The sequence below is a fragment of the Streptomyces sp. NPDC004539 genome (assembly GCF_040610055.1).
Classification (GTDB): Bacteria; Actinomycetota; Actinomycetes; order Streptomycetales; family Streptomycetaceae; genus Streptomyces.
This window is the reverse complement of sequence record NZ_JBEXLS010000003.1, coordinates 157,661-178,426: the sequence shown is the minus strand read 5'-3', so window position 1 is coordinate 178,426 and position 20,766 is coordinate 157,661. Positions and strand designations below refer to the sequence as shown.

Here is a 20,766-nt window from a genome sequence, read left to right as displayed (position 1 = left end):
CCCGCCATCGCCAGCCGGCCGGACACAGCGAGCACGACCAGCGCAGCCAGCACCGCCCCGATCGACGCGAACGAGCCCTGGATGCGCGGCCTGCACGCGGACACGGGCTATCTGCTGTACCGACTCGGCCTGCGCTCGGGCCAGTTGTTCAACCAGTTCCTCCAGGAGTCCGGCCTGCGCCTGCGCCACTACGCGGTGCTGCGCTACCTCGCGGGCTGCGAGGGCGCCCTGCAACGGGAGTTGAGCGCCCGGCTCGGCTACGACCCGAGCGCGATCGTCGGCCTGGTCGACGACCTGGAGCGGATCGCGTTCGCCGAGCGCCGCCCCTCGCCGGACGACCGCCGCAGCCGTGTCGTCGTGCTCACCGAGGCGGGCCGCGCGTTCCTGCGGGACACGGACGAGGCGGGCCTGCGCGTCACCAACGAGCTGGCGGAGCCGCTCACCCCGGCCGAGCGCGAGGTGCTGCACGGCCTGCTGCTGCGGATGGCCGGGGAGGACCTCACCTGAGCGGCGATCACCGCCTCGGGGTGATGGGGTGACGACATGAACCCGCGTTCCGCGCCCGACCGGCTGCTGTCGGTCCTCGCCGCGTTCGACCAGGACCACACGGCGCTCAGTCTCACGGACATCAGCCGGCGGGCCGGTCTGACGCTCACCACCGCGCACCGGCTCGTCGGGGCCCTCACCGCGTGGGGCGCCCTGGAGCGCGACGCCTCCGGCACGTACCACGTGGGGCTGCGCCTGTGGGAGATCGCCGCGCTCTCCCCGCGCGGCCTCGCCCTGCGCCAGCTCGCCCTCCCCTATCTGGAGGACCTCTACGAGGCCACGCACGAAAACGTCCAGCTGGCGGTCCGCGACGGCCACGAGGTCGTCTACACGGAGTGGCTCAGCGGGCGTTCCTCGGTGGGCGTGCACATCCGGGTCGGCGCCCGCTGGCCCCTCCACGTCACGGGCGTGGGGCTGGTGCTGCTCGCGCACGGCACCCCGGAGCTCCAGGAGTCCTACTGCACCGGCCCGTTGACGTCCTTCACCCCCCACACCGTCACCGACCCGGCCCGGCTGCGCCGCCTGCTCGCCGACGTCCGCCGCGCCGGTTTCGCGGTCAGCGACCGCCAGGTCACCGACGACGCCCTGTCGGTGGCGTCCCCGGTGCGCGGGCCGGGCGGCGAGGTGGTCGCGGCGGTGTCGGTCGTCGTCCCCGAACAGGGCGCGCAGGTCGCGGTGCTGGCGCCCGCCGTGCGGGTGGCGGCGCGGGGGATCTCGCGGGCGCTGGGGTGGCGGCCCCCGGGGCGGGCCGCCTGCGGTCCGTGAACTCGGGCCGCGCTGCCGGGAGTCAGCCCTCCAGCTCCTCGAACAGCGTCAGCTGGAGCGAACCCGGGGCCTCCAGGCGGGAGTTGAGGGAGTTCCACGGGGTGCGGGTCGGTGCCGCGACGAGGTGCGCGCCCGCCTCGGTCAGCCGTGCGGTGGTCTCCGTGGAGTCGTCGACCTGGAGGGCGACCCGGAGGTGGCCCGCGACGCGCCGGCCCACCTCGACGTCGTCGATGAAGGCCGCGTGGCCGGGGTCGGTGAGCTCCAGGGTGGCGCGGCCCGCTTCGAGGATGGAGACGCGGCCGTCGGGGGAGGAGAAGGCGGCGCGCTCGGGCATGCCGAGGACGTCGCGGTAGAAGGCGAGGGCGGCGTCGTAGTCGTCGGCGGTGACGACGAGGCGGAGTTCACGGACGGACATGGGACCTCCAGGGTGCCGGTGATCGTTTCGTACGGCTGAACCGTGCGGCCGGTGCCGGATGTTCCCCCTCCGCTCCCCCGCCCTTACCGAAATCTCAGCCGCCGGACCGCCGTTTCAAAGGAACCCCCCAGAAACCGGGTGCACGATGCCCGAATAAAGTCGGACAACTCAGGAAGGCGTGCCGTGGACGACGAGCACATAGCGGGGCAGGCCGGGCGGGGGTGGACCCGGCGCGGGGTCCTGGCGGCGCTGGGGGCGGTCCCGGCGGGAGTGCTCGCGGGGTGCAGTTCCGGCAGTGCCAGCGCCTCGGAGAAGACGGGGAAGGCGGGGCCCACGCTCACCGTGACCCCCGCGAACGGGACGGCGCGGGCGGACTTCGCCACGCCGGTCACGGTCGCCGTCACGGACGGCACGCTCGCCTCGGTGCGGGTCAGCGCCGCCGACGGCACCACCCTCGCCGGCTCCCTCAACGCGGCACGGACCCTGTGGACGTCGTCCGCGCCCCCGTACTCCGGCACGACGTACACCGTCACCGCCCAGCCGGAGGGTGCGGCGGCCCGGCGGACGACGTTCACGACGAAGGCGCCCGGCGCGACGTTCGTCGGGCGTTTCACCCCCGAGGCAGGGTCGACCTCGGGCGTGGGCATGCCGGTGTCGATCGATTTCACGCACGCGGTGACGGACCGGGCCGCCGTCGAGAAGGCGATCACCGTGACGTCCGAGCCGGCCGTGGAGATCGTCGGCCACTGGTTCAGCGACACCCGCCTCGACTTCCGCCCGCAGACGTACTGGGCGAGCGGCACGACCGTCACGCTCGGCCTGCGCCTCAAGGACGTCCAGGGCGCTGACGGTGTCTACGGCACCCAGCACAAGGACGTCACCTTCCACATCGGACGCGAGCAGATCAGTACGGTCGACCTGGCGGCCAAGGAGATGACCGTCCGGCGCGACGGGGTGACGACCGCGACGTACCCGGTGACCGGCGGCGACGCCGAGCACACCACCTGGTCCGGGATCATGGTCATCAGCGAGCGGTTCCACCAGACGCGGATGGAGTCGTCGACGGTCGGGCTCGGCGACGAGTACGACATCCCGGACGTCCCGCACGCCCAGCGGCTCACCACGTCGGGGACGTTCGTGCACGGCAACTACTGGGCGTCCACAGGGGTGTTCGGGAGCGAGAACACCAGTCACGGGTGCGTCGGGCTGCACGACGCGAAGGGCGGCGACGACTCGTCGGTGCCGGGGTACGCGTTCTACGAGAGTTCGATGCTCGGGGACGTCGTGATCGTGACGAACTCCGGGGAGCGGACGGTGACGGCGAGCAACGGGCTCAACGGGTGGAACCTGTCGTGGGCGGAGTGGAGGGCGGGGAGCGCGCTGGGGTAGCCGCGCGGCGCGGGGGCGTCGGGGTGGAGGTGGCGGGCGAAGGTGGCGCTCGCGGGGTCGGGCGTGGCGCGCACATGTCACATAACCGACTTCATCGGGTGAACTCGCCTGCCCCGTACGGCAATTCCTTGCTTCAACTCTTGACGACCTTCGGGGCAGGGTGGACATTGTCGGCACCTTGAGAGCGCTCTCAAAGGCTCTCCGGGCACCCGCACTCCCCCCATCCCGTACCCGAGAGGTCCCCCATGACCGCAACCTCCGGTATCCCCCGACGGCGTCGCGCCCTGATCGCCGTCCTCTCCACGCTCGGCCTCGCGGCCGTCCTCGCGACGGCGGCGACGCTCCCGGCGGGCGCCTCCGCCCCGACGCCGCCGTCCGGCTGGACCCAGGTCTTCCTCGACGACTTCAACGGCGCCGCCGGGACCGGCGTCAACACCTCGAACTGGCAGTACAGCACCGGCACTTCGTACCCCGGCGGGCCCGCGAACTGGGGCACCGGCGAGGTCGAGACGATGACGAACAGCACCGCGAACGTGTCCCTCGACGGCAGCGGGAACCTCCGCATCACGCCGTTGCGGGACTCCGCCGGGAACTGGACGTCGGGCCGTATCGAGACCAACCGCACCGACTTCCAGCCCCCGGCCGGCGGCAAGCTGCGCGTCGAGGCGCGTCTCCAGATGCCGAACGTGACCGGGACCGCCGCCGAGGGCTACTGGCCCGCCTTCTGGATGCTGGGCGCGCCCTACCGGGGCAACTACCAGAACTGGCCCGCCGTGGGCGAGCTGGACATCATGGAGAACGTCCAGGGCCTCAACCGGGTCTGGGCGACGGTCCATTGCGGGACCAACCCGGGCGGTCCCTGCAACGAGACGACGGGCATCGGCAACAACACCACCTGTCCCACGACGACCTGCCAGTCCGGCTTCCACACCTACACGATGGAATGGGACCGCTCGGTCACCCCGGAGGCGATCCGCTTCTCCGTGGACGGCGTCAACTACCACACGGTCACGGCGAATCAGGTCGACGCCACGACCTGGGCCAACGCCACGAACCACGGCTTCTTCGTCATCCTGAACGTGGCGATGGGCGGCGCCTTCCCCGACGCGTTCGGCGGCGGCCTCGACAGCGCGACGGTACCGGGCCACCCCATGGTCGTCGACTACGTCCAGGTCCTCCAGGCGTCCGGCGGCGGCACGACAACTCCCCCGCCCACAGGGTCGCGTGACGCCTACTCCCCCATCCAGGCCGAGTCCTACGACACCCAGTCCGGCACCACCACGGAGACCACCTCCGACACCGGCGGCGGCCAGAACATCGGCTCCCTCGCCAACGGAGACTGGGCCCAGTACAAGAACGTCAACTTCGGCTCCACCCCAGCGACCCAGTTCTACGCCCGAGTGGCCAGCGGCGCGTCATCGGGCATCAGCGGCCTGGTCGAAGTCCGCCTCGACAGCCGCACCGCCACCCCCATCGGCAGCTTCTCCCTGGCGAGCACCGGCAGTTGGCAGACCTGGAAGACCGTCCCCGCCAACATCACCTCCGTCACCGGCACCCACGACGTCTACCTCACCTTCACCAGCGGCCAGCCGAACGACTTCGTGAACGTCAACTGGTTCGACTTCGGCCACTGACAGGCATGACTCGGGTGGGTGAGGCGGGATCGTTTCCTCCACGGCCATTCGGGTGACGGACGTCCTGCGGTCGTGTCCGGACGAACACACTGGCCCTCCGCAGGACGTCCCGAGAGAGCGAGTCCATGAAGCATCTCCGCAAGACGCTGGCCGTGGCCGTGGCCGCCACGGCTCTGTGCACCGCGTTCACGACACCCGCCCAGGCGGCGCGAGGCACCTTCGCCTACTACTTCGCGAACGGGGGGTGGCCGCCGGGTTCCGAGTTCCCCGACCCGCAGGACGGCCGCTGCTACAACACTCTGGCCGAAGCGAACCATTCGGCCAATCACACCGACCGCCTCGCCGTCCTGTACCGGGGCAGGGACTGCCGGGACGACGCGGTCGTGACCTTCATGGAGCCGGGCCAGAACGCTCCCGATCGCTTCGACTCGGTGAAGTTCCTGGTCAGGTGAGCCGGTAGGAGACCCCCGAGGGTCACCGACGGAGTCCACCCCTCCCCGCCGGCCTCCGCTAGCGCAGCTCCGTCCGGAACGCCGCCGGTGTCGTGTCCGTGTGCTGGTGGAAGAACTTGGAGAAGTTGCCGGGGTCGGGGAAGCCGACCGCCGCGCCCACGCGGCCGATCGGCAGGTCCGTGTGGGCCAGCAGGCGTTTCGCCTCCAGGACGACCCGTTTGTCGATGAAGCCCTTGGGGGTCTCGCCGGTCGCGGCGCGGACGGCGCGGACGAGGGTGCGGCGGGAGTAGCCGAGGGCGTCCGCGTACGCGCTGACGCTGTGGTTCGTCGCGAAGTCCCGTTCCACCGCGTCGCGGAAGAGGGTGAACGTCGTGTCCATACGGCGTTCCGCCTCGGCGGAACTGGTGGCGGCGAGGTGGGCGAGGCGCAGCAGGAAGGCCGTCAGGGAGTGGCGCAGGACGGCCGTGTGGAGGCTGAGGGGGAGGGTCACGGCGTCCTCGTACTCGCGGCGCAGGTGTGCGAGGGAGCCGCGCAGCGCGGCGAGCCGTTCGGGGTCGGGGTGCAGCAGCGGGGGCAGGTCGTAGCGGTACAGCCCGGTCGCCTCGACGGTGGCGCGCGGCAGGAACCCCGGCTGCATGGCGAGGACGGTCCCCCGGTACTCGGCGGGCCGGGAGAAACGGTGCACCTGTCCGGGGCGAATCCACAGGACGTCGCCCGCGTGCGCCTCGTACTCGGTGAAGTCGACCATGTGCCGCACGGGCCCGTCCTCGAACAGCAGGACGACGTGGAAGTCGATGCGGTGGACCCGGTCGAGGCGCGCCTCGGCGGCGTGCCAGGCGCGACCGCCGCCGAGGGGCCCCACCTGCATCCCCACCCCCGCGACGCTGAGATCGACGGGAAAGGGGAACGTTCGGATGCCGGTCACCGGCCCGTCACCCTCGCCACCTTGGATGGTTCTGTCCGCCATGTCCCGCTCGCGCCGCCTCGTTCGTGATCTCCGTGTCCCACTTTCACCACAGGCTGACACACGCAGCCCTTCCACAGGAAAAGTCCGACTTTTAACTTTGAACGCGTAACGGCCGTGTTACCGGTCGCACAAGTGACTTCTTGAAGAGGGACCCTTGACGATGAGCGCGCAGACACCGAACGCCCCGGAGTGGACCGACCTCGACCGCCGTGCCGTCGACACCGCCCGTGTGCTGGCGGCAGACGCCGTGCAGAAGGTCGGCAACGGACACCCGGGCACCGCGATGAGCCTCGCCCCGGTCGCGTACACGATCTTTCAGAAGGTGATGCGGCACGACCCGGCCGACCCCGAGTGGACGGGCCGCGACCGCTTCGTCCTCTCCCCCGGCCACACCTCGCTGACCCTCTACACGCAGCTCTTCCTCGCCGGGTACGAGGTCGAGCTGGACGACCTCAAGTCGTTCCGCACGCACGGCTCGAAGACCCCGGGCCACCCGGAGTACGGCCACACGGCCGGCGTCGAGACCACCACCGGCCCCCTCGGCCAGGGCGTCGCGAACGCGGTCGGCATGGCGATGGCGGCCCGCTACGAACGCGGCCTGTTCGACCCGGAGGCCCCCGAGGGCACCTCCCCCTTCGACCACACGATCTGGGCGATCGTCTCGGACGGCGACCTGGAGGAGGGCGTCTCCGCCGAAGCCTCCTCCCTCGCCGGCCACCAGAAGCTCGGCAACCTCGTCTTCGTCTACGACGACAACCACATCTCCATCGAGGGCGACACGGCGACGGCGTTCTCGGAGGACGTCCTGGGGCGGTACGAGGCGTACGGCTGGCACACCCAGCGCGTGGCCCCGGGAGCCGACGGCGACGTCGACACCGCCGCCCTGCACACGGCGCTCAAGGCGGCGCAGGCCGAGACCGGCCGCCCGTCGATCATCGCCCTGCGCACGATCATCGCCTGGCCCGCCCCCAACGCCCGGAACACGGAAGCCTCGCACGGCTCCGCCCTCGGCGCCGACGAGGTGGCCGCCACCAAGCGCCTGCTCGGCTTCGACCCCGAGCTGTCCTTCGAGGTCGCCCCCGAGGTCCTCGCCCACAGCCGCCGGGCCCTCGACCGGGGCGCCGAGGAACACGCCGCCTGGGACAAGCGGATCGCCGAGTGGCGCACCCGACTGCCGGAGCGCGCCGCCCTGTTCGACCGCGTGGTGGCGGGCCAGCTCCCCGAGGGCTGGCAGGACGCGCTGCCGGTCTTCGAGGCGGGCACGTCCGTCGCGACCCGCGCCGCCTCCGGCAAGGTCCTCCAGGCGCTCGGCCCGGTCGTCCCCGAACTCTGGGGCGGCTCCGCCGACCTGGCGGGCTCGAACAACACGACCATCGACAAGGCGAGTTCGTTCCTCCCGAAGGGCAACCCCCTCCCGGAGGCCGACCCTTACGGCCGCACGGTCCACTTCGGCATCCGCGAGTTCTCGATGGCCGCCGAGATGAACGGCATCGCCCTGCACGGCAACACCCGTATCTACGGCGGGACTTTCCTCGTCTTCTCCGACTACATGCGCAACGCGGTCCGCATGTCCGCGCTGATGCAGCTCCCGGTGACCTACGTCTGGACGCACGACTCGGTCGGCCTCGGCGAGGACGGCCCGACCCACCAGCCGGTCGAGCACCTGGCCTCGCTGCGCGCGATCCCGGGCCTCAACGTCGTGCGCCCGGCCGACGCGAACGAGACGGCGATCGCCTGGGCGGAGATCCTCAAGCGCCACTCCACGCACCCGGCGCCGCACGGACTGGCCCTGACCCGTCAGGGAGTTCCGGCATACGCGCCCAACCCCGAGGCGGCGAAGGGCGGTTACGTCCTGGAGGAGAGCTCGAAGGCCACCCCGGACGTCGTCCTGATCGCCACCGGCTCCGAGGTGCAACTCGCCGTGGGCGCCCGGGCGTTGCTGGAGGCGGAGGGCATCGGGGCGCGGGTCGTGTCGATGCCGTCGGTGGAGTGGTTCGAGGAGCAGTCCGCCGAGTACCGCGCGAGCGTCCTGCCCGCCTCGGTGAAGGCACGCGTCGCCGTCGAGGCCGGCATCGGTCTGACCTGGTACCGGTACGTCGGTGACGCCGGCCGCATCGTGTCGCTGGAGCACTTCGGCGCCTCCGCCGACGCCGGAACCCTGTTCGCCGAGTACGGCTTCACCGCCGAGAACGTCGCCGCAGCGGCCCGGGAATCCCTTGCCGCCGCGCGTGGTTGATCAGAACGCCAGAAAGAAGATGATCGAAGTGACCGCAACACCCGTGGAACGCCTGAGTGCCGAAGGCGTCTCCATCTGGCTGGACGACCTCTCCCGCGAGCGGATCTCGTCCGGCAACCTGGCCGAGCTGATCGCCGGCCGGCACGTCGTCGGCGTCACCACCAACCCCTCGATCTTCCAGGCCGCCATCGGCTCCGGCGAGGGTTACACCGAGCAGCTCACCGACCTCGCCGTACGCGGCGTCACGGTCGACGAGGCCGTCCGCATGATGACGACGGCCGACGTGCGCGACGCGGCCGACGTCCTGCGGCCGGTATATGACACATCACATGGCCGGGACGGCAGGGTCTCGATCGAGGTCGACCCGCGTCTCGCGCACGACACGGCGGCGACGGTCGCCGAGGCCAAGCAGCTGTCCTGGCTCGTGGACCGCCCCAACGTGATGATCAAGATCCCGGCGACGAAGGCCGGCCTCCCGGCGATCACCGAGGTCATCGGCCTCGGGATCAGCGTGAACGTGACGCTGATCTTCTCCCTGACCCGGTACGCCGAGGTCATGGACGCCTACCTCGCGGGCCTGGAGAAGGCGCGCGCGGCGGGCCGGGACCTGTCCGTGATCCACTCCGTGGCCTCCTTCTTCGTCTCCCGCGTCGACTCCGAGATCGACAAGCGCCTCACCGCCGTCGGCACCCCCGAGGCCCTCGCCCTCAAGGGCAGGGCCGCCCTGGCGAACGCGCGGCTCGCGTACGAGGCGTACGAGAAGGTCTTCACCTCCGAGCGCTTCGCGGCCCTGGAGAGCGCCGGCGCCCACCGGCAGCGTCCGCTGTGGGCTTCGACCGGAGTGAAGGATGCTGCTTACAAGGACACCCTGTACGTGGACGAGCTGGTCGCTCCCGGCACGGTCAACACCATGCCGCAGGCCACGCTGGACGCGGTCGCGGACCACGGCGTCATCACCGGTGACACCGTCACCGGCGGGTACGCCGAGGCCCGCGCCGACCTCGACGCGGTCGCGGCGCGGGGTGTGTCGTACGACGAGGTCGTCACCCGACTGGAGCAGGAGGGTGTCGAGAAGTTCGAGGTCGCGTGGGAGGACCTGCTGAGCGCGGTCAGGAAGTCGCTGGAGTCGCTGAAGAGCGAAGGAAGCAAGGGAGCGGTCTCGGAATGAACGCCGTAGACACTGTCAACGCCGTGGCCGTGGACCCGGCCGACTGGGAGAACCCGCTGCGGGACCCCCGGGACCGGCGGCTGCCCCGGATCGCCGGCCCGTCCGGTCTGGTGATCTTCGGTGTGACGGGTGACCTGTCGCGCAAGAAGCTGATGCCGGCCGTCTACGACCTCGCCAACCGGGGGATGCTGCCGCCGGGCTTCTCGCTCGTCGGGTTCGCCCGCCGGGACTGGGAGGACCAGGACTTCGCGCAGGTCGTGCACGACTCGGTGCGCGAGCACGCGCGCACGCCGTTCCGCGAGGAGGTGTGGCAGCAGCTCGCCGAGGGCATGCGGTTCATCCCGGGCGCCTTCGACGACGACACCGCGTTCAAGCAACTGCGCCAGACCGTCGACGAGTTGGACGCGGCGCGCGGCACGAGCGGCAACTACGCCTTCTACCTGTCCGTACCGCCGAAGTTCTTCCCCGAGGTCGTCCAGCAGCTGAAGAAGCACGGCCTCGCGACCCCGCCGGAGGGCTCCTGGCGCCGGGCGGTCATCGAGAAGCCGTTCGGGCACGACCTGAAGTCCGCCGAGGAGCTGAACGCCCTCGTGCACGACGTGTTCGACCCGGACCAGGTCTTCCGCATCGACCACTACCTCGGCAAGGAGACCGTCCAGAACATCCTGGCGCTCCGCTTCGCCAACACGATGTTCGAGCCGATCTGGAACCGGTCCTACGTCGACCACGTGCAGATCACGATGGCCGAGGACATCGGCATCGGCGGCCGGGCCGGCTACTACGACGGCATCGGCGCCGCCCGTGACGTCATCCAGAACCACCTGCTCCAGCTGATGGCGCTGACCGCCATGGAGGAGCCGGCCGCCTTCGACGCGGCGTCGCTGCTCACCGAGAAGCTCAAGGTCCTCAAGGCCGTGAAGCTCCCGGAGAACATCGGCGAGCACACCGTGCGCGGCCAGTACGCCGAGGGCTGGCAGGGCGGCGAGAAGGTCATCGGCTACCTCCAGGAGGACGGCATCGCCCCGTCGTCCACGACCGACACGTACGCCGCGATCAAGCTGAACGTCGACAACCGCCGCTGGGCCGGGGTGCCGTTCTACCTGCGCACCGGAAAACGTCTCGGCCGTCGGGTGACCGAGATCGCAGTGGTATTCCAGACAGCACCGCACTCGCCGTTCGACTCCACCGCGACGGAGGAGCTCGGCTCCAACGCGATCGTCATCCGCGTCCAGCCCGACGAGGGCATGACGGTACGGTTCGGTTCGAAGGTCCCGGGCACCTCGATGGAGATCCGGGACGTGACGATGGACTTCGCGTACGGCGAGTCCTTCACCGAGTCGAGCCCCGAGGCGTACGAACGCCTCATCCTGGACGTACTGCTCGGGGACGCCAACCTTTTCCCCCGCCACCAGGAAGTGGAAGAGTCCTGGAAGATCCTCGACCCGATCGAGGGGTACTGGGCGGACCACGGAAAGCCCGCCCAGTACGCGTCCGGCAGCTGGGGCCCCCAGGAAGCCGACGAGATGCTCGCACGAGACGGACGGAGCTGGCGCAGGCCATGAAGATCGACCTCACGGACACCACGGCAAGCAAGATCAACAAGGCGCTGGTGGACGGCCGCCGCGCCATCGGCACCCCCGCCGTGGGCATGGTCCTGACGATGGTCATCGTCACGGACGAGGAGAACGCGTACGACGCCATCAAGGCCGCCGAGGAAGCCTCGCACGAGCACCCCTCGCGGACCCTGGTCGTCATCAAGCGCCAGGCCCGCACCCCCCGCGAGCGCACCCGGTCCCGGCTCGACGCCGAGGTCCGGGTGGGCTCCGAGGCGGGCGCCGGCGAGACCGTCGTCCTGCGCACCTACGGCGAGGTCTCCGACCACGCCGACTCGGTGGTCCTGCCGCTGCTGCTGCCGGACGCGCCGGTCGTCGTCTGGTGGCCGGTGGACGCCCCCGAGAACCCCTCCAAGGACCCGCTGGGCGCGCTCGCGCAGCGCAGGATCACCGACCTGTACGCGGTCGAGAACCCCTTGCGGACCCTGTCCACACGAGTGAAGTCGTACGCCCCCGGCGACACCGACCTCGCCTGGACCCGGCTCACGCCGTGGCGCTCGATGCTCGCGGCGGCCCTCGACCAGGCCCGGGTGCCGATCGTGTCCGGCGCGGTCGAGGCCGAGGCCGACAACCCGGCGGCCGAGCTGCTCGCGCGCTGGCTGGAGGCCCGCCTCAAGGTCAGGATCGACCGCGTGGTCACGGCCGGCCCGGTCGTGACGGCGGTCCGGCTCGGCACGGCCGACGGCGACGTCGTCATCGACCGCCCCGACGGCCCCCTCGCGACACTGTCGCTGCCCGGCCAGCCCTCCCGCACCCTCGCGCTGAAGGTGCGCACCACCTCCGAACTGATCGCCGAGGAGCTGCGGCGCCTCGACGCGGACGAGATGTACGCCGTCGCCCTGCGGGGCGAGGGCACCAAGGAGATCCCCGCTCATGTCTGAGACACCTCTGCTGACCGAACGGCCCGAGTGGGAAGCGCTGTTGGCGCACTCGTCCGAACGGGCCGGGCTGCGCGAGCTGTTCGCCGCCGATCCCGAGCGCGCCGAGCGGTACGTCGTCCGGGTGGGCGATCTGCGGATCGACTACTCGAAGCACCTCGTCACCGACGAGACGCTGGCCCTGCTGCGTGAACTGGCCGCCGCGACCGACGTGTTCGGGCTGCGGGACGCGATGTTCCGGGGCGAGAAGATCAACATCACCGAGCGGCGGGCGGTGCTGCACACCGCGCTGCGGGCGCCGCGCGGTGCGGTGGTCGAGGTCGACGGGGAGAACGTCGTCCCGGCCGTGCACGCGGTCCTCGACAAGATGGCCGCGTTCGCTTCTCAGGTGCGGTCCGGCGATTGGGTCGGGCACACCGGCAAGCGCATCCGCAACGTCGTCAACATCGGCATCGGCGGCTCGGACCTCGGTCCGGCGATGGCGTACGAGGCGCTGCGGGCGTTCACGGCAAGGGAGTTGACCTTCCGCTTCGTCTCCAACGTGGACGGCTCCGACCTCCACGAGGCCGTGCGCGACCTCGACCCCGAGGAGACGCTGTTCATCGTCGCCTCGAAGACGTTCACCACGATCGAGACGATCACCAACGCGACCTCGGCGCGATCCTGGCTGCTCAGGGGCCTGGACGACGAGAAGGCCGTTGCCAAGCACTTTGTCGCGCTGTCGACGAACTCCGAGAAGGTCGCGGACTTCGGGATCGACACGGCGAACATGTTCGAGTTCTGGGACTGGGTCGGCGGGCGCTACTCGTACGACTCCGCGATCGGGCTCTCGCTGATGATCGCGATCGGTCCGGACGCGTTCCAGGAGATGCTCGACGGGTTCCACCTCGTCGACGAGCACTTCCGCACGGCGCCCGCCGAGGCCAACGCCCCGCTGATCCTGGGCCTGTTGGGGGTCTGGTACGGCAACGTGCTGGGCGCGCAGTCGCACGCGGTGCTGCCGTACTCGCACTATCTCTCCAAGTTCACCGCCTACTTGCAGCAGCTGGACATGGAGTCCAACGGCAAGTCCGTGGACCGCGAGGGCCGTTCGGTCTCCTGGCAGACCGGCCCCGTCGTGTGGGGCACGCCCGGCACCAACGGGCAGCACGCCTACTACCAGTTGATCCACCAGGGCACGAAGCTGATCCCGGCCGACCTGCTCGGGTTCGCCCGCCCGGTCGGCGAGCTGAGCGACGAACTCAAGGCGCAGCACGACCTGTTGATGGCCAACCTGTTCGCGCAGGGCCAGGCGCTGGCGTTCGGCAAGACCGCCGACGAGGTCCGCGCGGAGGGCGTCCCGGAGGAGCAGGTCGCGCACCGCACCTTCCAGGGGAACCACCCCACGACGACCATCCTCGCGGGCGAGCTGTCGCCGTCGGTCCTCGGCCAGCTGATCGCGCTGTACGAGCACAAGGTGTTCGTCCAGGGCGCCGTCTGGAACATCGACTCCTTCGACCAGTGGGGCGTGGAGCTGGGCAAGGTCCTCGCCAAGCGCGTGGAGCCCGCCCTCACCTCCGGCGCCGACGTGCCCGGTCTCGACGCCTCCACGGCCGCGCTCGTCGCCGCCTACCGTGACCTCAAGTTCAAGGAAGTGAAGTAGCCATGCAGCTCGGACTGATCGGTCTCGGCAAGATGGGCGGCAACATGCGCGAGCGCATCCGCCGCGCCGGCCACACCGTCGTCGGGTACGACCGCAACCCCGAACTCTCCGACGTGGCGAGCCTGTCGGAGCTGGTGGAGAAGCTCGAAGCGCCGCGCGTGGTCTGGGTGATGGTCCCGGCCGGCGGCCCCACCCAGTCCGTCGTGGACGAACTCGGTGACCTCCTGGCGGCCGGTGACACGGTCGTCGACGGCGGCAACTCCCGCTGGACCGAGGACGAGAAGCACGCCGAGGAGCTGGGCTCCAAGGGCATCGGCTTCGTCGACGCGGGCGTCTCCGGCGGCGTGTGGGGTCTCCAGAACGGCTACGCCCTGATGGTCGGCGGCGACGCCGAGCACATCGCGAAGGTCCAGCCGGTCTTCGACGCCCTCAAGCCCGAGGGGCCGTACGGGTACGTCCACGCGGGCAAGGTGGGCGCCGGGCACTTCTCCAAGATGGTCCACAACGGCATCGAGTACGCCATGATGCAGGCGTACGCGGAGGGCTGGGAGCTGCTGGAGAAGGTCGACTCCGTGGAGAACGTCCGCGAGGTCTTCCGGTCCTGGCAGGAAGGGACCGTCATCCGGTCCTGGCTGCTCGACCTCGCCGTCAACGCCCTCGACAGCGACGAGCACCTGGACAAGCTGCGCGGGTACGCGGAGGACTCCGGCGAGGGCCGCTGGACCGTCGAGGCCGCCATCGACCACGCCGTCCCGCTCCCCGCGATCACGGCGTCCCTCTTCGCCCGGTTCTCCTCCCGGCAGGACGACTCGCCGCAGATGAAGATGATCTCGGCGCTGCGCAACCAGTTCGGCGGGCACGCCGTCGAGAGCAAGTAGGTCCAGCCATGGGGGACTTGTTCCTGGTCCGCCATGGGGAGACGGAGTGGAGCGCGTCGGGCCGGCACACCAGCTGGACCGACCTGCCCCTCACCGACCAGGGTGAGCAGCAGGCCAAATCGCTCGCTCCGCTCCTCTCCGGCCGGACCTTCTCGCTCGCGCTCACCAGCCCGCTGGCCCGCGCGGTCCGCACCGCCGAACTCGCGGGCATCCCGGGGGCCTTGACCGATCCCGACCTCCACGAGTGGGACTACGGCGGCTACGAGGGCATCACCACCGTGGACATCCACAAGACCCGTCCCGACTGGTACCTCTGGACGGACGGCGTCCCGCCGGGCCCCTCGGGCCACCCCGGCGAGTCCCCTTCGGAGATCGGCGCCCGCGCGGACCGGGTCCTGGAGCGCGTCGCCCCCGCCCTCGCCGAAGGTGACGTCGTCCTCGTCGCCCACGCCCACTTCCTGCGCGTCCTCACCGCCCGCCGCCTCGGACTCCCGCCCTCCGAGGGCCGGTTGTTCCAACTGGCGACGGCGACGGTGAGCCGGCTGACGCTGGAGCACGGGTGGCCGGCGATCGCGGAGTGGAACAGCAGGGTGTGACACGGCGGGGTGCGAGACAGCACGGTGTGACGCAGGGTGTGTGACGCGTGGTGTGTGACGCGTGGTGTGTGACGCGTGGTGTGTGACACAGCACAGGGGATCTGTACGGGCCTGCCGTACGGGTCCCCTTGGCGCTGCCCGGCGGCACGTCACGCCTGGCGGTTCGGCGCGGGTCCGTGGGGACGGGGTCAGCCCTGGGCCTGTGGGGTCGGCCCCCTCAGTTCCGACAGCCGGCGCCGGTACAGCGGCCCCGCGGCGTGCGCTCCCCGTGCCCCGCTCGGCGTGGACTCCTCGATCAGGTGGTGTGCCGCGGCCTTGAGATGCGCGGCCCACGCGATGACGTGCTGCTGGGCGGGGCGTCCGCACTCCCTCGGCTCGCCCGGCAGGCACAACGGCAACTGCGGACCGACCTTGTTCGCCGCGTGCCGGACGTGCCGGGCGATCGCCGCCCACTCCTCCTCCGTCCGCCGCACGCCGGTGGTGACGCTCTCCCATCCCCACGGCCCGAAGTCGTCCCCGTGATCGTCCATGTCCGCTCCTGATCATCACCGCAGGCTGAACCGGTGCGGCGATGGTAGCGGCGTCGTTTCGCGCCCGCCCGTACCGTGACAGCACTTCGTTGACACCCGGGCACCGGGCCGTCAGAGTCGCGGTCGATGGAGATCAACGAGCTGACGCCGGCCGAGCGGCGTGTCTGGCGGGCCTTCGCCACGGGGGCGACCGTGGACTTCCGGAACCGGGACGGGGACGGGGACGACGGGGGTGAGTGGGGGGCCGAACGGACCGTGCGGGCCGCCGTGTTGCGGGCGTTGCTGCTCAACGGGCCCGCGGAACCCGAGGAGGTGGCCGCGCTGAAGGTGCTGGGGGCGCGGATCACCGGGGAGCTGGATCTGCGGTACGCGGTGGTGGAGCAGGTGATCCGGCTCAACTACTGCCGGTTCGAGGAGACTCCGCGGTTCGCGGGGGCGCAGCTGCCGTACCTGAACCTGCGGGACAGCGTGCTGCCGGGGCTCGCGGCGGCGCGGGCGCGGATCGACGGGAGCCTGCGGCTGACGCGGTGCCGGATCGGCGGACAGGTGCGGCTCGGGGGTACGCAGATCTCGGGCGCGCTCTTCCTCGATCACGCCGAAGTCACCGGGGACGGCGGCCCGTTGCCCGCGCTGGCGCTGAACCAGCTGTCGGTGGACGACGATCTGTGCGCGCGGGGTCTGAAGGTGCGCGGCATGATCCGGCTCGACGGTGCCCGGATCGCCGGGTCGGTCGATCTGGAGGAGGCGGAGCTGTCGCATCCGGGGGCGAACGTCGTCCAGGCCGAGGCGCTGGAGGTGGGGGCGAACCTCGTCGCACGCCGGTTGCGGGCCACGGGGCGGATCGATCTCCGGGGTGCCCGGGTCCCCGGGCGGATCGACCTCCTCGACTGCACGCTGGCCAACCCGGGCGGGACGGCGCTGCGGGCGAGCAGCTGTGTCATCGGGGAGTTGTGGCTGCGCAAGGGCGCGCCCGTCGAGGGGATGCTGAACCTGCGGGCCACCGAGATAGGCCAGTTGAACCTGGCCCCGGAGAAACTCCCGGACCAGGTGCGGCTGCTGGACCTGACGTACACCTTCCTCACCCCGCACGCACCGGCCGAGGCCCGCCTCCCGATGCTGGAGCGCGACGACTCCTTCACGCCGTTCGACCCCCACGCCTACGAGCAGCTCACCGCCGCCTACCGGCGCACCGGCGACGACACCTCCGCGCGCCGCGTCCAGCTCGCCAAACAGCGCCGGCACCGCCGCACCCTGCCCTGGTACGGCCGCCTCTGGGGCCACGTCCAGGACGTCACCGTCGGCTACGGCTTCCGCCCCCTGCGGGCCGGCGTCTGGCTCCTCTCCCTGCTCGCCGCCGGCTCCCTCGCCTTCGCCCACCACCACCCCGCCCCACTGAAGCCCGGCGAGTCCCCCCAGTTCGACCCCGTCTTCTACACCCTCGACCTCCTCCTGCCGGTCATCTCCTTCGGCCAGGAGGGCGCGTTCGCCCCGACGGGCGTCTACCGGACCCTCTCGTACATCCTGATCGTGACGGGCTGGATCTTGGCGACGACGGTGGTCACGGGTGTCACGCGGACGGTGAGCAGGCAGTGAGGTGTGGTGCGTGATGTATTACTGGGCGGGCGGCGAGGCGTGATGTGTGACGCATGATGCGTGATGTGTGACGCACCACCGAGCCAGGCGGCAAAGCGTGACGCACGATGCATCACCGCCGCACCTTCACCGCCCCCGCCAACTCCCCGATGTCCGCCAGCATCCGCCCGCTGTCCGGCTCTCGTCCCGTGAACAGCCGGAACGCGTCGGCGGCCTGGAAGACCGCCATGCCGCCCCCGTCGAGCGTCGCGCACCCGAGTGCCCGTGCGGTGCGCAGGAGTTCCGTCTCCAGTGGGCGGTACACCACCTCGGCGACCCACAGCTCCCCGCGCAGCAGTTCGGCGGCGAACGGCAGCCCGGGGTGCGCGGCCATCCCGGTGGGCGTCGCGTGGACCACCCCGTCGGCGTCCGCGAGGAGTCCGGGCAGCTCGTCGGCGGTGGTGTATGACGCACGGCCCGCCCCGAAGTGCCCGTTCAACGCCCCCGCGAGCGCGGCGGCCCGCTCCGGCATCGCGTCGACGACGGTCACCACCCCCGCCCCCAGCGTCAGCATCGCGTGCGCGACGGCGGCTCCCGCCCCGCCCGCGCCGAACTGCACGACCCGCTCCAGCGCCACGTCCGGCAGCCCCCGCGCGAAGGACGCGGCGAACCCGGTGACGTCGGTGTTGTGCCCGACGGCCCGCCCGTCCGCCCCGAAGACGACGGTGTTGACCGCGCCCAGCGCCTCGGCCTGCGGGGAGAGCGCGTCCAGGTGCTCCAGCACCACCTGCTTGCAGGGATGTGTGATGTTCAGCCCGTCGAACCCCAGGTCACGCGCCGCCCGCACCAGCGTCCCCACCGCCTCGGGCCCGACCCCGAGGACGTCGAGGTCGATGAGCCGGTACACGTACCGCAGCCCCTGCCGGTCCGCCTCGCGTTCGTGCAGCGCGGGGCTGAGCGACGGGCCGATCCCCGAGCCGATCAGTCCGACGAGATACGAGTCCTTGGCCACGCGGACCTCCTGAGCCGGTCGGCAGTCGAAAGCTAATGTACGAACCAGTACGTTAGCTATAGCAGTCCGCCCCCTCCACCGGGAACCCCCGAGCCCCCGCCTTCTACAATCTGCGCACCGGCCGCACTCCCGAAGGACACCGATGACCAGCGTCGACGAACCGGCACGACCGAACGGGCGCATCCGCGACGCGGCCCGCACCCAGGCCGAGATCCTCGACGTGGCGACCCAGGAGTTCGCGCGGGCCGGCTACGACGGCGCCCGCGTCGACGAGATCGCGGCCCGCACCCGCACCACGAAGCGGATGATCTACTACTACTTCGGCGGCAAGGAACAGCTCTTCACGGCGGTCCTGGAGCGGGCGTACGGCGTGATCCGCGAGGCCGAGCAGCGGCTCGACGTCGAGCATCTGGACCCGGTCGCGGCGATCCGCCGGCTCGCGGAGCTGACCTTCGACCACCACGAGGCCCACCCCGACTTCATCCGCCTGGTGACCATCGAGAACATCCACGGCGCCGAGCACATCGCGGCCTCCGAGAAGCTCGGCCGGATGGGCTCGCCCGCGCTCGACGTGATCCGCCGCATCCTGCGCGCCGGCCAGGAGTCGGGCCTGTTCACGGCGGACGTCGACGCCGTCGACCTGCACGCGATGATCAGCTCGTTCTGCTTCTTCCGGGTCGCCAACCGGCACACGTTCGGCGCCCTGTTCGGCCGCGACCTGGTCGACCCCGAGCGCCGCGAGCAGTACCGGGTGATGCTCGGCGACATGGTGATCGCCTACCTGACGGCGGAACGCGCGGCGGACTGACGGTCGTACCCGGCGCTCTCCGGGACGACTGTCGGCGCGACCTCTTGACACACGGGAAACGTCGGCGCAACATCCCTTCCCACCGAGACTAACTACCCAGTGGGTTAATTAGCGCGACCCGCCCTCCCCGACCCGCCCCTTCCCTCACCGCTCACTCCACGCGCCGTGGAGTCCCCCGAAGGAGCCGCCGTGTCCGTCCCCGCCTCCGCCCCGCCACCCGCAGCCTCCGGCGCCGCCTCGCCGCCCGGCCAGCCGAAGAAGGCCGCCGCCGCGGCCTGGATCGGCAGCGCACTGGAGTACTACGACTTCTTCATCTACGGCAGCGCCGCGGCGCTGATCTTCCCGCACGTGTTCTTCGACGAGTCCGATCCGGCGACGGCGACGCTGCTGTCGCTGGCGACGTTCGGGGTCGCGTACGCCGCGCGGCCGGTGGGCGCGCTGTTCCTCGGGCACTTCGGGGACCGGGTCGGCCGTAAGAAGATCATGGTCTTCACGCTGATGCTGATGGGCGTGTCGACGTTCCTGATCGGCTGCCTGCCGACCCGTGAGCAGGTCGGCACGCTCGCGCCGGTGCTGCTGGTGCTGTGTCGTGTACTACAGGGCATCTCGGCGGCGGGTGAGCAGGCCAGCGCGGGTTCGATGACGCTGGAGCACGCGCCGTCGCACCGGCGGGGCTTCTTCACCAGCTTCACCCTGAGCGGTACGCAGGGCGGGCAGTTGATCGCGACGCTGGTGTTCATCCCGGTCGCCGCGATGCCCGAGGACCAGTTGCTGTCGTGGGGCTGGCGGCTGCCGTTCTGGGCGAGCGTCGTGGTCGCGCTGGTGGGCTACGTGATCCGCCGCAAGCTCGACGAGACCCCGGCGTTCGAGCAGCACGCGGCGACCGAGGGCGTCGTCAAGATGCCGCTGCTCGTGCTGCTGCGCGAGCACTGGTCGGACGTCCTGCGGGTGATCGCGGGCGCGCTGGTCGCCTCGGTCAGCACGATCTTCACCGTGTGGGCGCTGTCGTACGCCACGAGCGACGCGGTCGGCATGAGCCGGACGTCGATGCTGTGGGTCGGCGCGCTCGCCAACCTCGTCGCGCTGGCCGCGATCCCGCTGTGGGCGACGCTCTCCGACCGGATCGGGCGCCGTCCGGTGTTCCTGATCGGCGCGGCCGGCAGCGCGGGCATGATGTTCCTCTACCTGTGGTCGATCTCGTCCGCGTCCTACCCGGTGGTCGTGCTCCTCGGCATCCTGACCTTCGGCGTCGTCTACAGCGCCGCGAACGGGGTCTGGCCGTCGTTCTACGGCGAGATGTTCACAACCCGGGTCCGCCTCTCGGGCATGGCCATCGGCACCCAGATCGGCTTCGCCATCGCCGGTTTCGCGGTCACCTTCGCGGCCGAGATCGCCGGTCCGGACGGCGACGACTGGTTCTCCGTCGCCCTCTTCACCGCGGCCCTCTGCGTCCCCCCGGTCATCGCCGTCCTCACCGCCCGCGAGACGGCGAAGGTCCCGACCGAGTCCCTCGGCATCCGCTCCCCGGGAAAACAGCCTGACCGAGAGCCGGTCTCCGCCTGACCCGGACGCCTACGACGCCGGCCCGCCGGCCGAACCCTCGACACCGAGCAGCGGCACCCTCACCGGGGTGCCGCTGCTTCCGCATACCGGTCCCGCCCCGGA

At 71.0% G+C, this 20,766-nt stretch carries 19 protein-coding genes; 15 read left to right on the top strand and 4 right to left on the bottom strand.

The window, feature by feature from the left end; all coding sequences use genetic code 11:
- Positions 1–81 precede the first annotated feature (81 nt).
- Positions 82–507 carry a MarR family transcriptional regulator gene (locus tag ABZX85_RS07410; protein ID WP_355863401.1) on the top strand — a complete coding sequence of 142 codons (426 nt, stop codon included), beginning with the start codon at positions 82–84 and terminating at the stop codon, positions 505–507.
- Between the two features lie 36 nt (positions 508–543).
- Entirely contained in the window at positions 544–1,311 is a 768-nt protein-coding gene (locus ABZX85_RS07405) for an IclR family transcriptional regulator (RefSeq protein ID WP_355863399.1), read from the top strand.
- 22 nt (positions 1,312–1,333) lie between these two features.
- On the opposite strand, the gene ABZX85_RS07400 is transcribed toward ABZX85_RS07405, so the two are convergent.
- Positions 1,334–1,726, bottom strand: a complete 393-nt coding sequence (locus ABZX85_RS07400; protein WP_355863397.1) for a VOC family protein — start codon at positions 1,724–1,726, stop codon at positions 1,334–1,336.
- A gap of 183 nt (positions 1,727–1,909) precedes the next feature.
- On the opposite strand from ABZX85_RS07400, the gene ABZX85_RS07395 reads away from it, so the two are divergent.
- The 3 genes from ABZX85_RS07395 (at position 1,910) to ABZX85_RS07385 (ending at position 5,201) form a co-directional block, all read left to right on the top strand.
- Positions 1,910–3,115, top strand: coding sequence for an Ig-like domain-containing protein (locus ABZX85_RS07395; RefSeq protein ID WP_355863395.1), 1,206 nt, complete (start codon positions 1,910–1,912; stop codon positions 3,113–3,115).
- 245 nt (positions 3,116–3,360) lie between these two features.
- The gene (locus ABZX85_RS07390; protein ID WP_355863393.1) at positions 3,361–4,749 is read left to right on the top strand and encodes a glycoside hydrolase family 16 protein; all 1,389 of its coding nucleotides are present in this window, start codon (positions 3,361–3,363) and stop codon (positions 4,747–4,749) included.
- A 125-nt stretch (positions 4,750–4,874) separates the two neighbouring features.
- The gene (locus tag ABZX85_RS07385; RefSeq protein WP_355863391.1) at positions 4,875–5,201 is read left to right on the top strand and encodes a hypothetical protein; all 327 of its coding nucleotides are present in this window, start codon (positions 4,875–4,877) and stop codon (positions 5,199–5,201) included.
- Positions 5,202–5,259: 58 nt separating this feature from the next.
- Here ABZX85_RS07385 and ABZX85_RS07380 read toward each other — a convergent pair whose 3' ends face one another.
- Positions 5,260–6,168, bottom strand: a complete 909-nt coding sequence (locus ABZX85_RS07380; RefSeq protein ID WP_355863389.1) for an AraC family transcriptional regulator — start codon at positions 6,166–6,168, stop codon at positions 5,260–5,262.
- 160 nt (positions 6,169–6,328) lie between these two features.
- On the opposite strand from ABZX85_RS07380, the gene tkt reads away from it, so the two are divergent.
- The 7 genes from tkt to ABZX85_RS07345 are packed head-to-tail and all read left to right on the top strand — an operon-like array spanning position 6,329 to position 15,179.
- A complete protein-coding gene (gene tkt, locus ABZX85_RS07375; RefSeq protein ID WP_355863387.1) occupies positions 6,329–8,404 on the top strand; it encodes a transketolase in 2,076 nt (691 codons plus the stop codon).
- A gap of 19 nt (positions 8,405–8,423) precedes the next feature.
- Entirely contained in the window at positions 8,424–9,572 is a 1,149-nt protein-coding gene (gene tal, locus ABZX85_RS07370; protein WP_355863385.1) for a transaldolase, read from the top strand.
- Positions 9,569–11,134 carry a glucose-6-phosphate dehydrogenase gene (gene zwf, locus ABZX85_RS07365; RefSeq protein WP_355863383.1) on the top strand — a complete coding sequence of 522 codons (1,566 nt, stop codon included), beginning with the start codon at positions 9,569–9,571 and terminating at the stop codon, positions 11,132–11,134. The genes tal and zwf overlap by 4 nt, the downstream gene beginning before the upstream one ends.
- Positions 11,131–12,066: a glucose-6-phosphate dehydrogenase assembly protein OpcA gene (gene opcA, locus ABZX85_RS07360; RefSeq protein WP_355863381.1), complete on the top strand. Its 936-nt coding sequence runs from the start codon at positions 11,131–11,133 to the stop codon at positions 12,064–12,066. Before zwf ends, opcA begins: the two co-directional genes overlap by 4 nt.
- Positions 12,059–13,705 (top strand): glucose-6-phosphate isomerase, encoded by a 1,647-nt coding sequence (gene pgi / locus ABZX85_RS07355; protein WP_355863379.1) that lies wholly within the window; start codon positions 12,059–12,061, stop codon positions 13,703–13,705. Before opcA ends, pgi begins: the two co-directional genes overlap by 8 nt.
- Positions 13,706–13,707: 2 nt before the next feature.
- Positions 13,708–14,583: a phosphogluconate dehydrogenase (NAD(+)-dependent, decarboxylating) gene (gene gnd / locus ABZX85_RS07350; protein ID WP_355863377.1), complete on the top strand. Its 876-nt coding sequence runs from the start codon at positions 13,708–13,710 to the stop codon at positions 14,581–14,583.
- An 8-nt stretch (positions 14,584–14,591) separates the two neighbouring features.
- A complete protein-coding gene (locus ABZX85_RS07345) occupies positions 14,592–15,179 on the top strand; it encodes a histidine phosphatase family protein (RefSeq protein ID WP_355863375.1) in 588 nt (195 codons plus the stop codon).
- A gap of 188 nt (positions 15,180–15,367) precedes the next feature.
- Here the strand turns inward: ABZX85_RS07345 and ABZX85_RS07340 are convergent, their stop codons facing one another.
- Entirely contained in the window at positions 15,368–15,709 is a 342-nt protein-coding gene (locus tag ABZX85_RS07340; RefSeq protein WP_355863374.1) for a hypothetical protein, read from the bottom strand.
- A gap of 126 nt (positions 15,710–15,835) precedes the next feature.
- On the opposite strand from ABZX85_RS07340, the gene ABZX85_RS07335 reads away from it, so the two are divergent.
- Complete coding sequence (locus ABZX85_RS07335; RefSeq protein WP_355863372.1) at positions 15,836–17,302, top strand: membrane-associated oxidoreductase; 1,467 nt, start codon at positions 15,836–15,838, stop codon at positions 17,300–17,302.
- A 112-nt stretch (positions 17,303–17,414) separates the two neighbouring features.
- Here ABZX85_RS07335 and ABZX85_RS07330 read toward each other — a convergent pair whose 3' ends face one another.
- The gene (locus tag ABZX85_RS07330) at positions 17,415–18,293 is read right to left on the bottom strand and encodes a shikimate dehydrogenase (RefSeq protein WP_355863370.1); all 879 of its coding nucleotides are present in this window, start codon (positions 18,291–18,293) and stop codon (positions 17,415–17,417) included.
- A gap of 142 nt (positions 18,294–18,435) precedes the next feature.
- On the opposite strand from ABZX85_RS07330, the gene ABZX85_RS07325 reads away from it, so the two are divergent.
- Positions 18,436–19,101 (top strand): TetR/AcrR family transcriptional regulator, encoded by a 666-nt coding sequence (locus tag ABZX85_RS07325; RefSeq protein WP_355863368.1) that lies wholly within the window; start codon positions 18,436–18,438, stop codon positions 19,099–19,101.
- A 189-nt stretch (positions 19,102–19,290) separates the two neighbouring features.
- Entirely contained in the window at positions 19,291–20,664 is a 1,374-nt protein-coding gene (locus tag ABZX85_RS07320; RefSeq protein ID WP_355863366.1) for an MFS transporter, read from the top strand.
- Positions 20,665–20,766 lie beyond the last annotated feature (102 nt).

Bases quoted from the DNA above. Each gene is read 5' to 3' on its own strand.
- pgi (WP_355863379.1), top strand. From the start codon at position 12,059: ATGTCTGAGACACCTCTGCTGACCGAACGGCCCGAGTGGGAAGCGCTG.
- ABZX85_RS07325 (WP_355863368.1), top strand. From the start codon at position 18,436: ATGACCAGCGTCGACGAACCGGCACGACCGAACGGGCGCATCCGCGAC.
- ABZX85_RS07400 (WP_355863397.1), bottom strand. From the start codon at position 1,726: ATGTCCGTCCGTGAACTCCGCCTCGTCGTCACCGCCGACGACTACGAC.
- opcA (WP_355863381.1), top strand. From the start codon at position 11,131: ATGAAGATCGACCTCACGGACACCACGGCAAGCAAGATCAACAAGGCG.
- ABZX85_RS07335 (WP_355863372.1), top strand. From the start codon at position 15,836: ATGGAGATCAACGAGCTGACGCCGGCCGAGCGGCGTGTCTGGCGGGCC.
- ABZX85_RS07410 (WP_355863401.1), top strand. From the start codon at position 82: ATGCGCGGCCTGCACGCGGACACGGGCTATCTGCTGTACCGACTCGGC.
- ABZX85_RS07345 (WP_355863375.1), top strand. From the start codon at position 14,592: ATGGGGGACTTGTTCCTGGTCCGCCATGGGGAGACGGAGTGGAGCGCG.
- ABZX85_RS07385 (WP_355863391.1), top strand. From the start codon at position 4,875: ATGAAGCATCTCCGCAAGACGCTGGCCGTGGCCGTGGCCGCCACGGCT.
- gnd (WP_355863377.1), top strand. From the start codon at position 13,708: ATGCAGCTCGGACTGATCGGTCTCGGCAAGATGGGCGGCAACATGCGC.
- zwf (WP_355863383.1), top strand. From the start codon at position 9,569: ATGAACGCCGTAGACACTGTCAACGCCGTGGCCGTGGACCCGGCCGAC.
- ABZX85_RS07340 (WP_355863374.1), bottom strand. From the start codon at position 15,709: ATGGACGATCACGGGGACGACTTCGGGCCGTGGGGATGGGAGAGCGTC.
- ABZX85_RS07405 (WP_355863399.1), top strand. From the start codon at position 544: ATGAACCCGCGTTCCGCGCCCGACCGGCTGCTGTCGGTCCTCGCCGCG.
- tal (WP_355863385.1), top strand. From the start codon at position 8,424: ATGATCGAAGTGACCGCAACACCCGTGGAACGCCTGAGTGCCGAAGGC.
- ABZX85_RS07380 (WP_355863389.1), bottom strand. From the start codon at position 6,168: ATGGCGGACAGAACCATCCAAGGTGGCGAGGGTGACGGGCCGGTGACC.
- ABZX85_RS07390 (WP_355863393.1), top strand. From the start codon at position 3,361: ATGACCGCAACCTCCGGTATCCCCCGACGGCGTCGCGCCCTGATCGCC.
- tkt (WP_355863387.1), top strand. From the start codon at position 6,329: ATGAGCGCGCAGACACCGAACGCCCCGGAGTGGACCGACCTCGACCGC.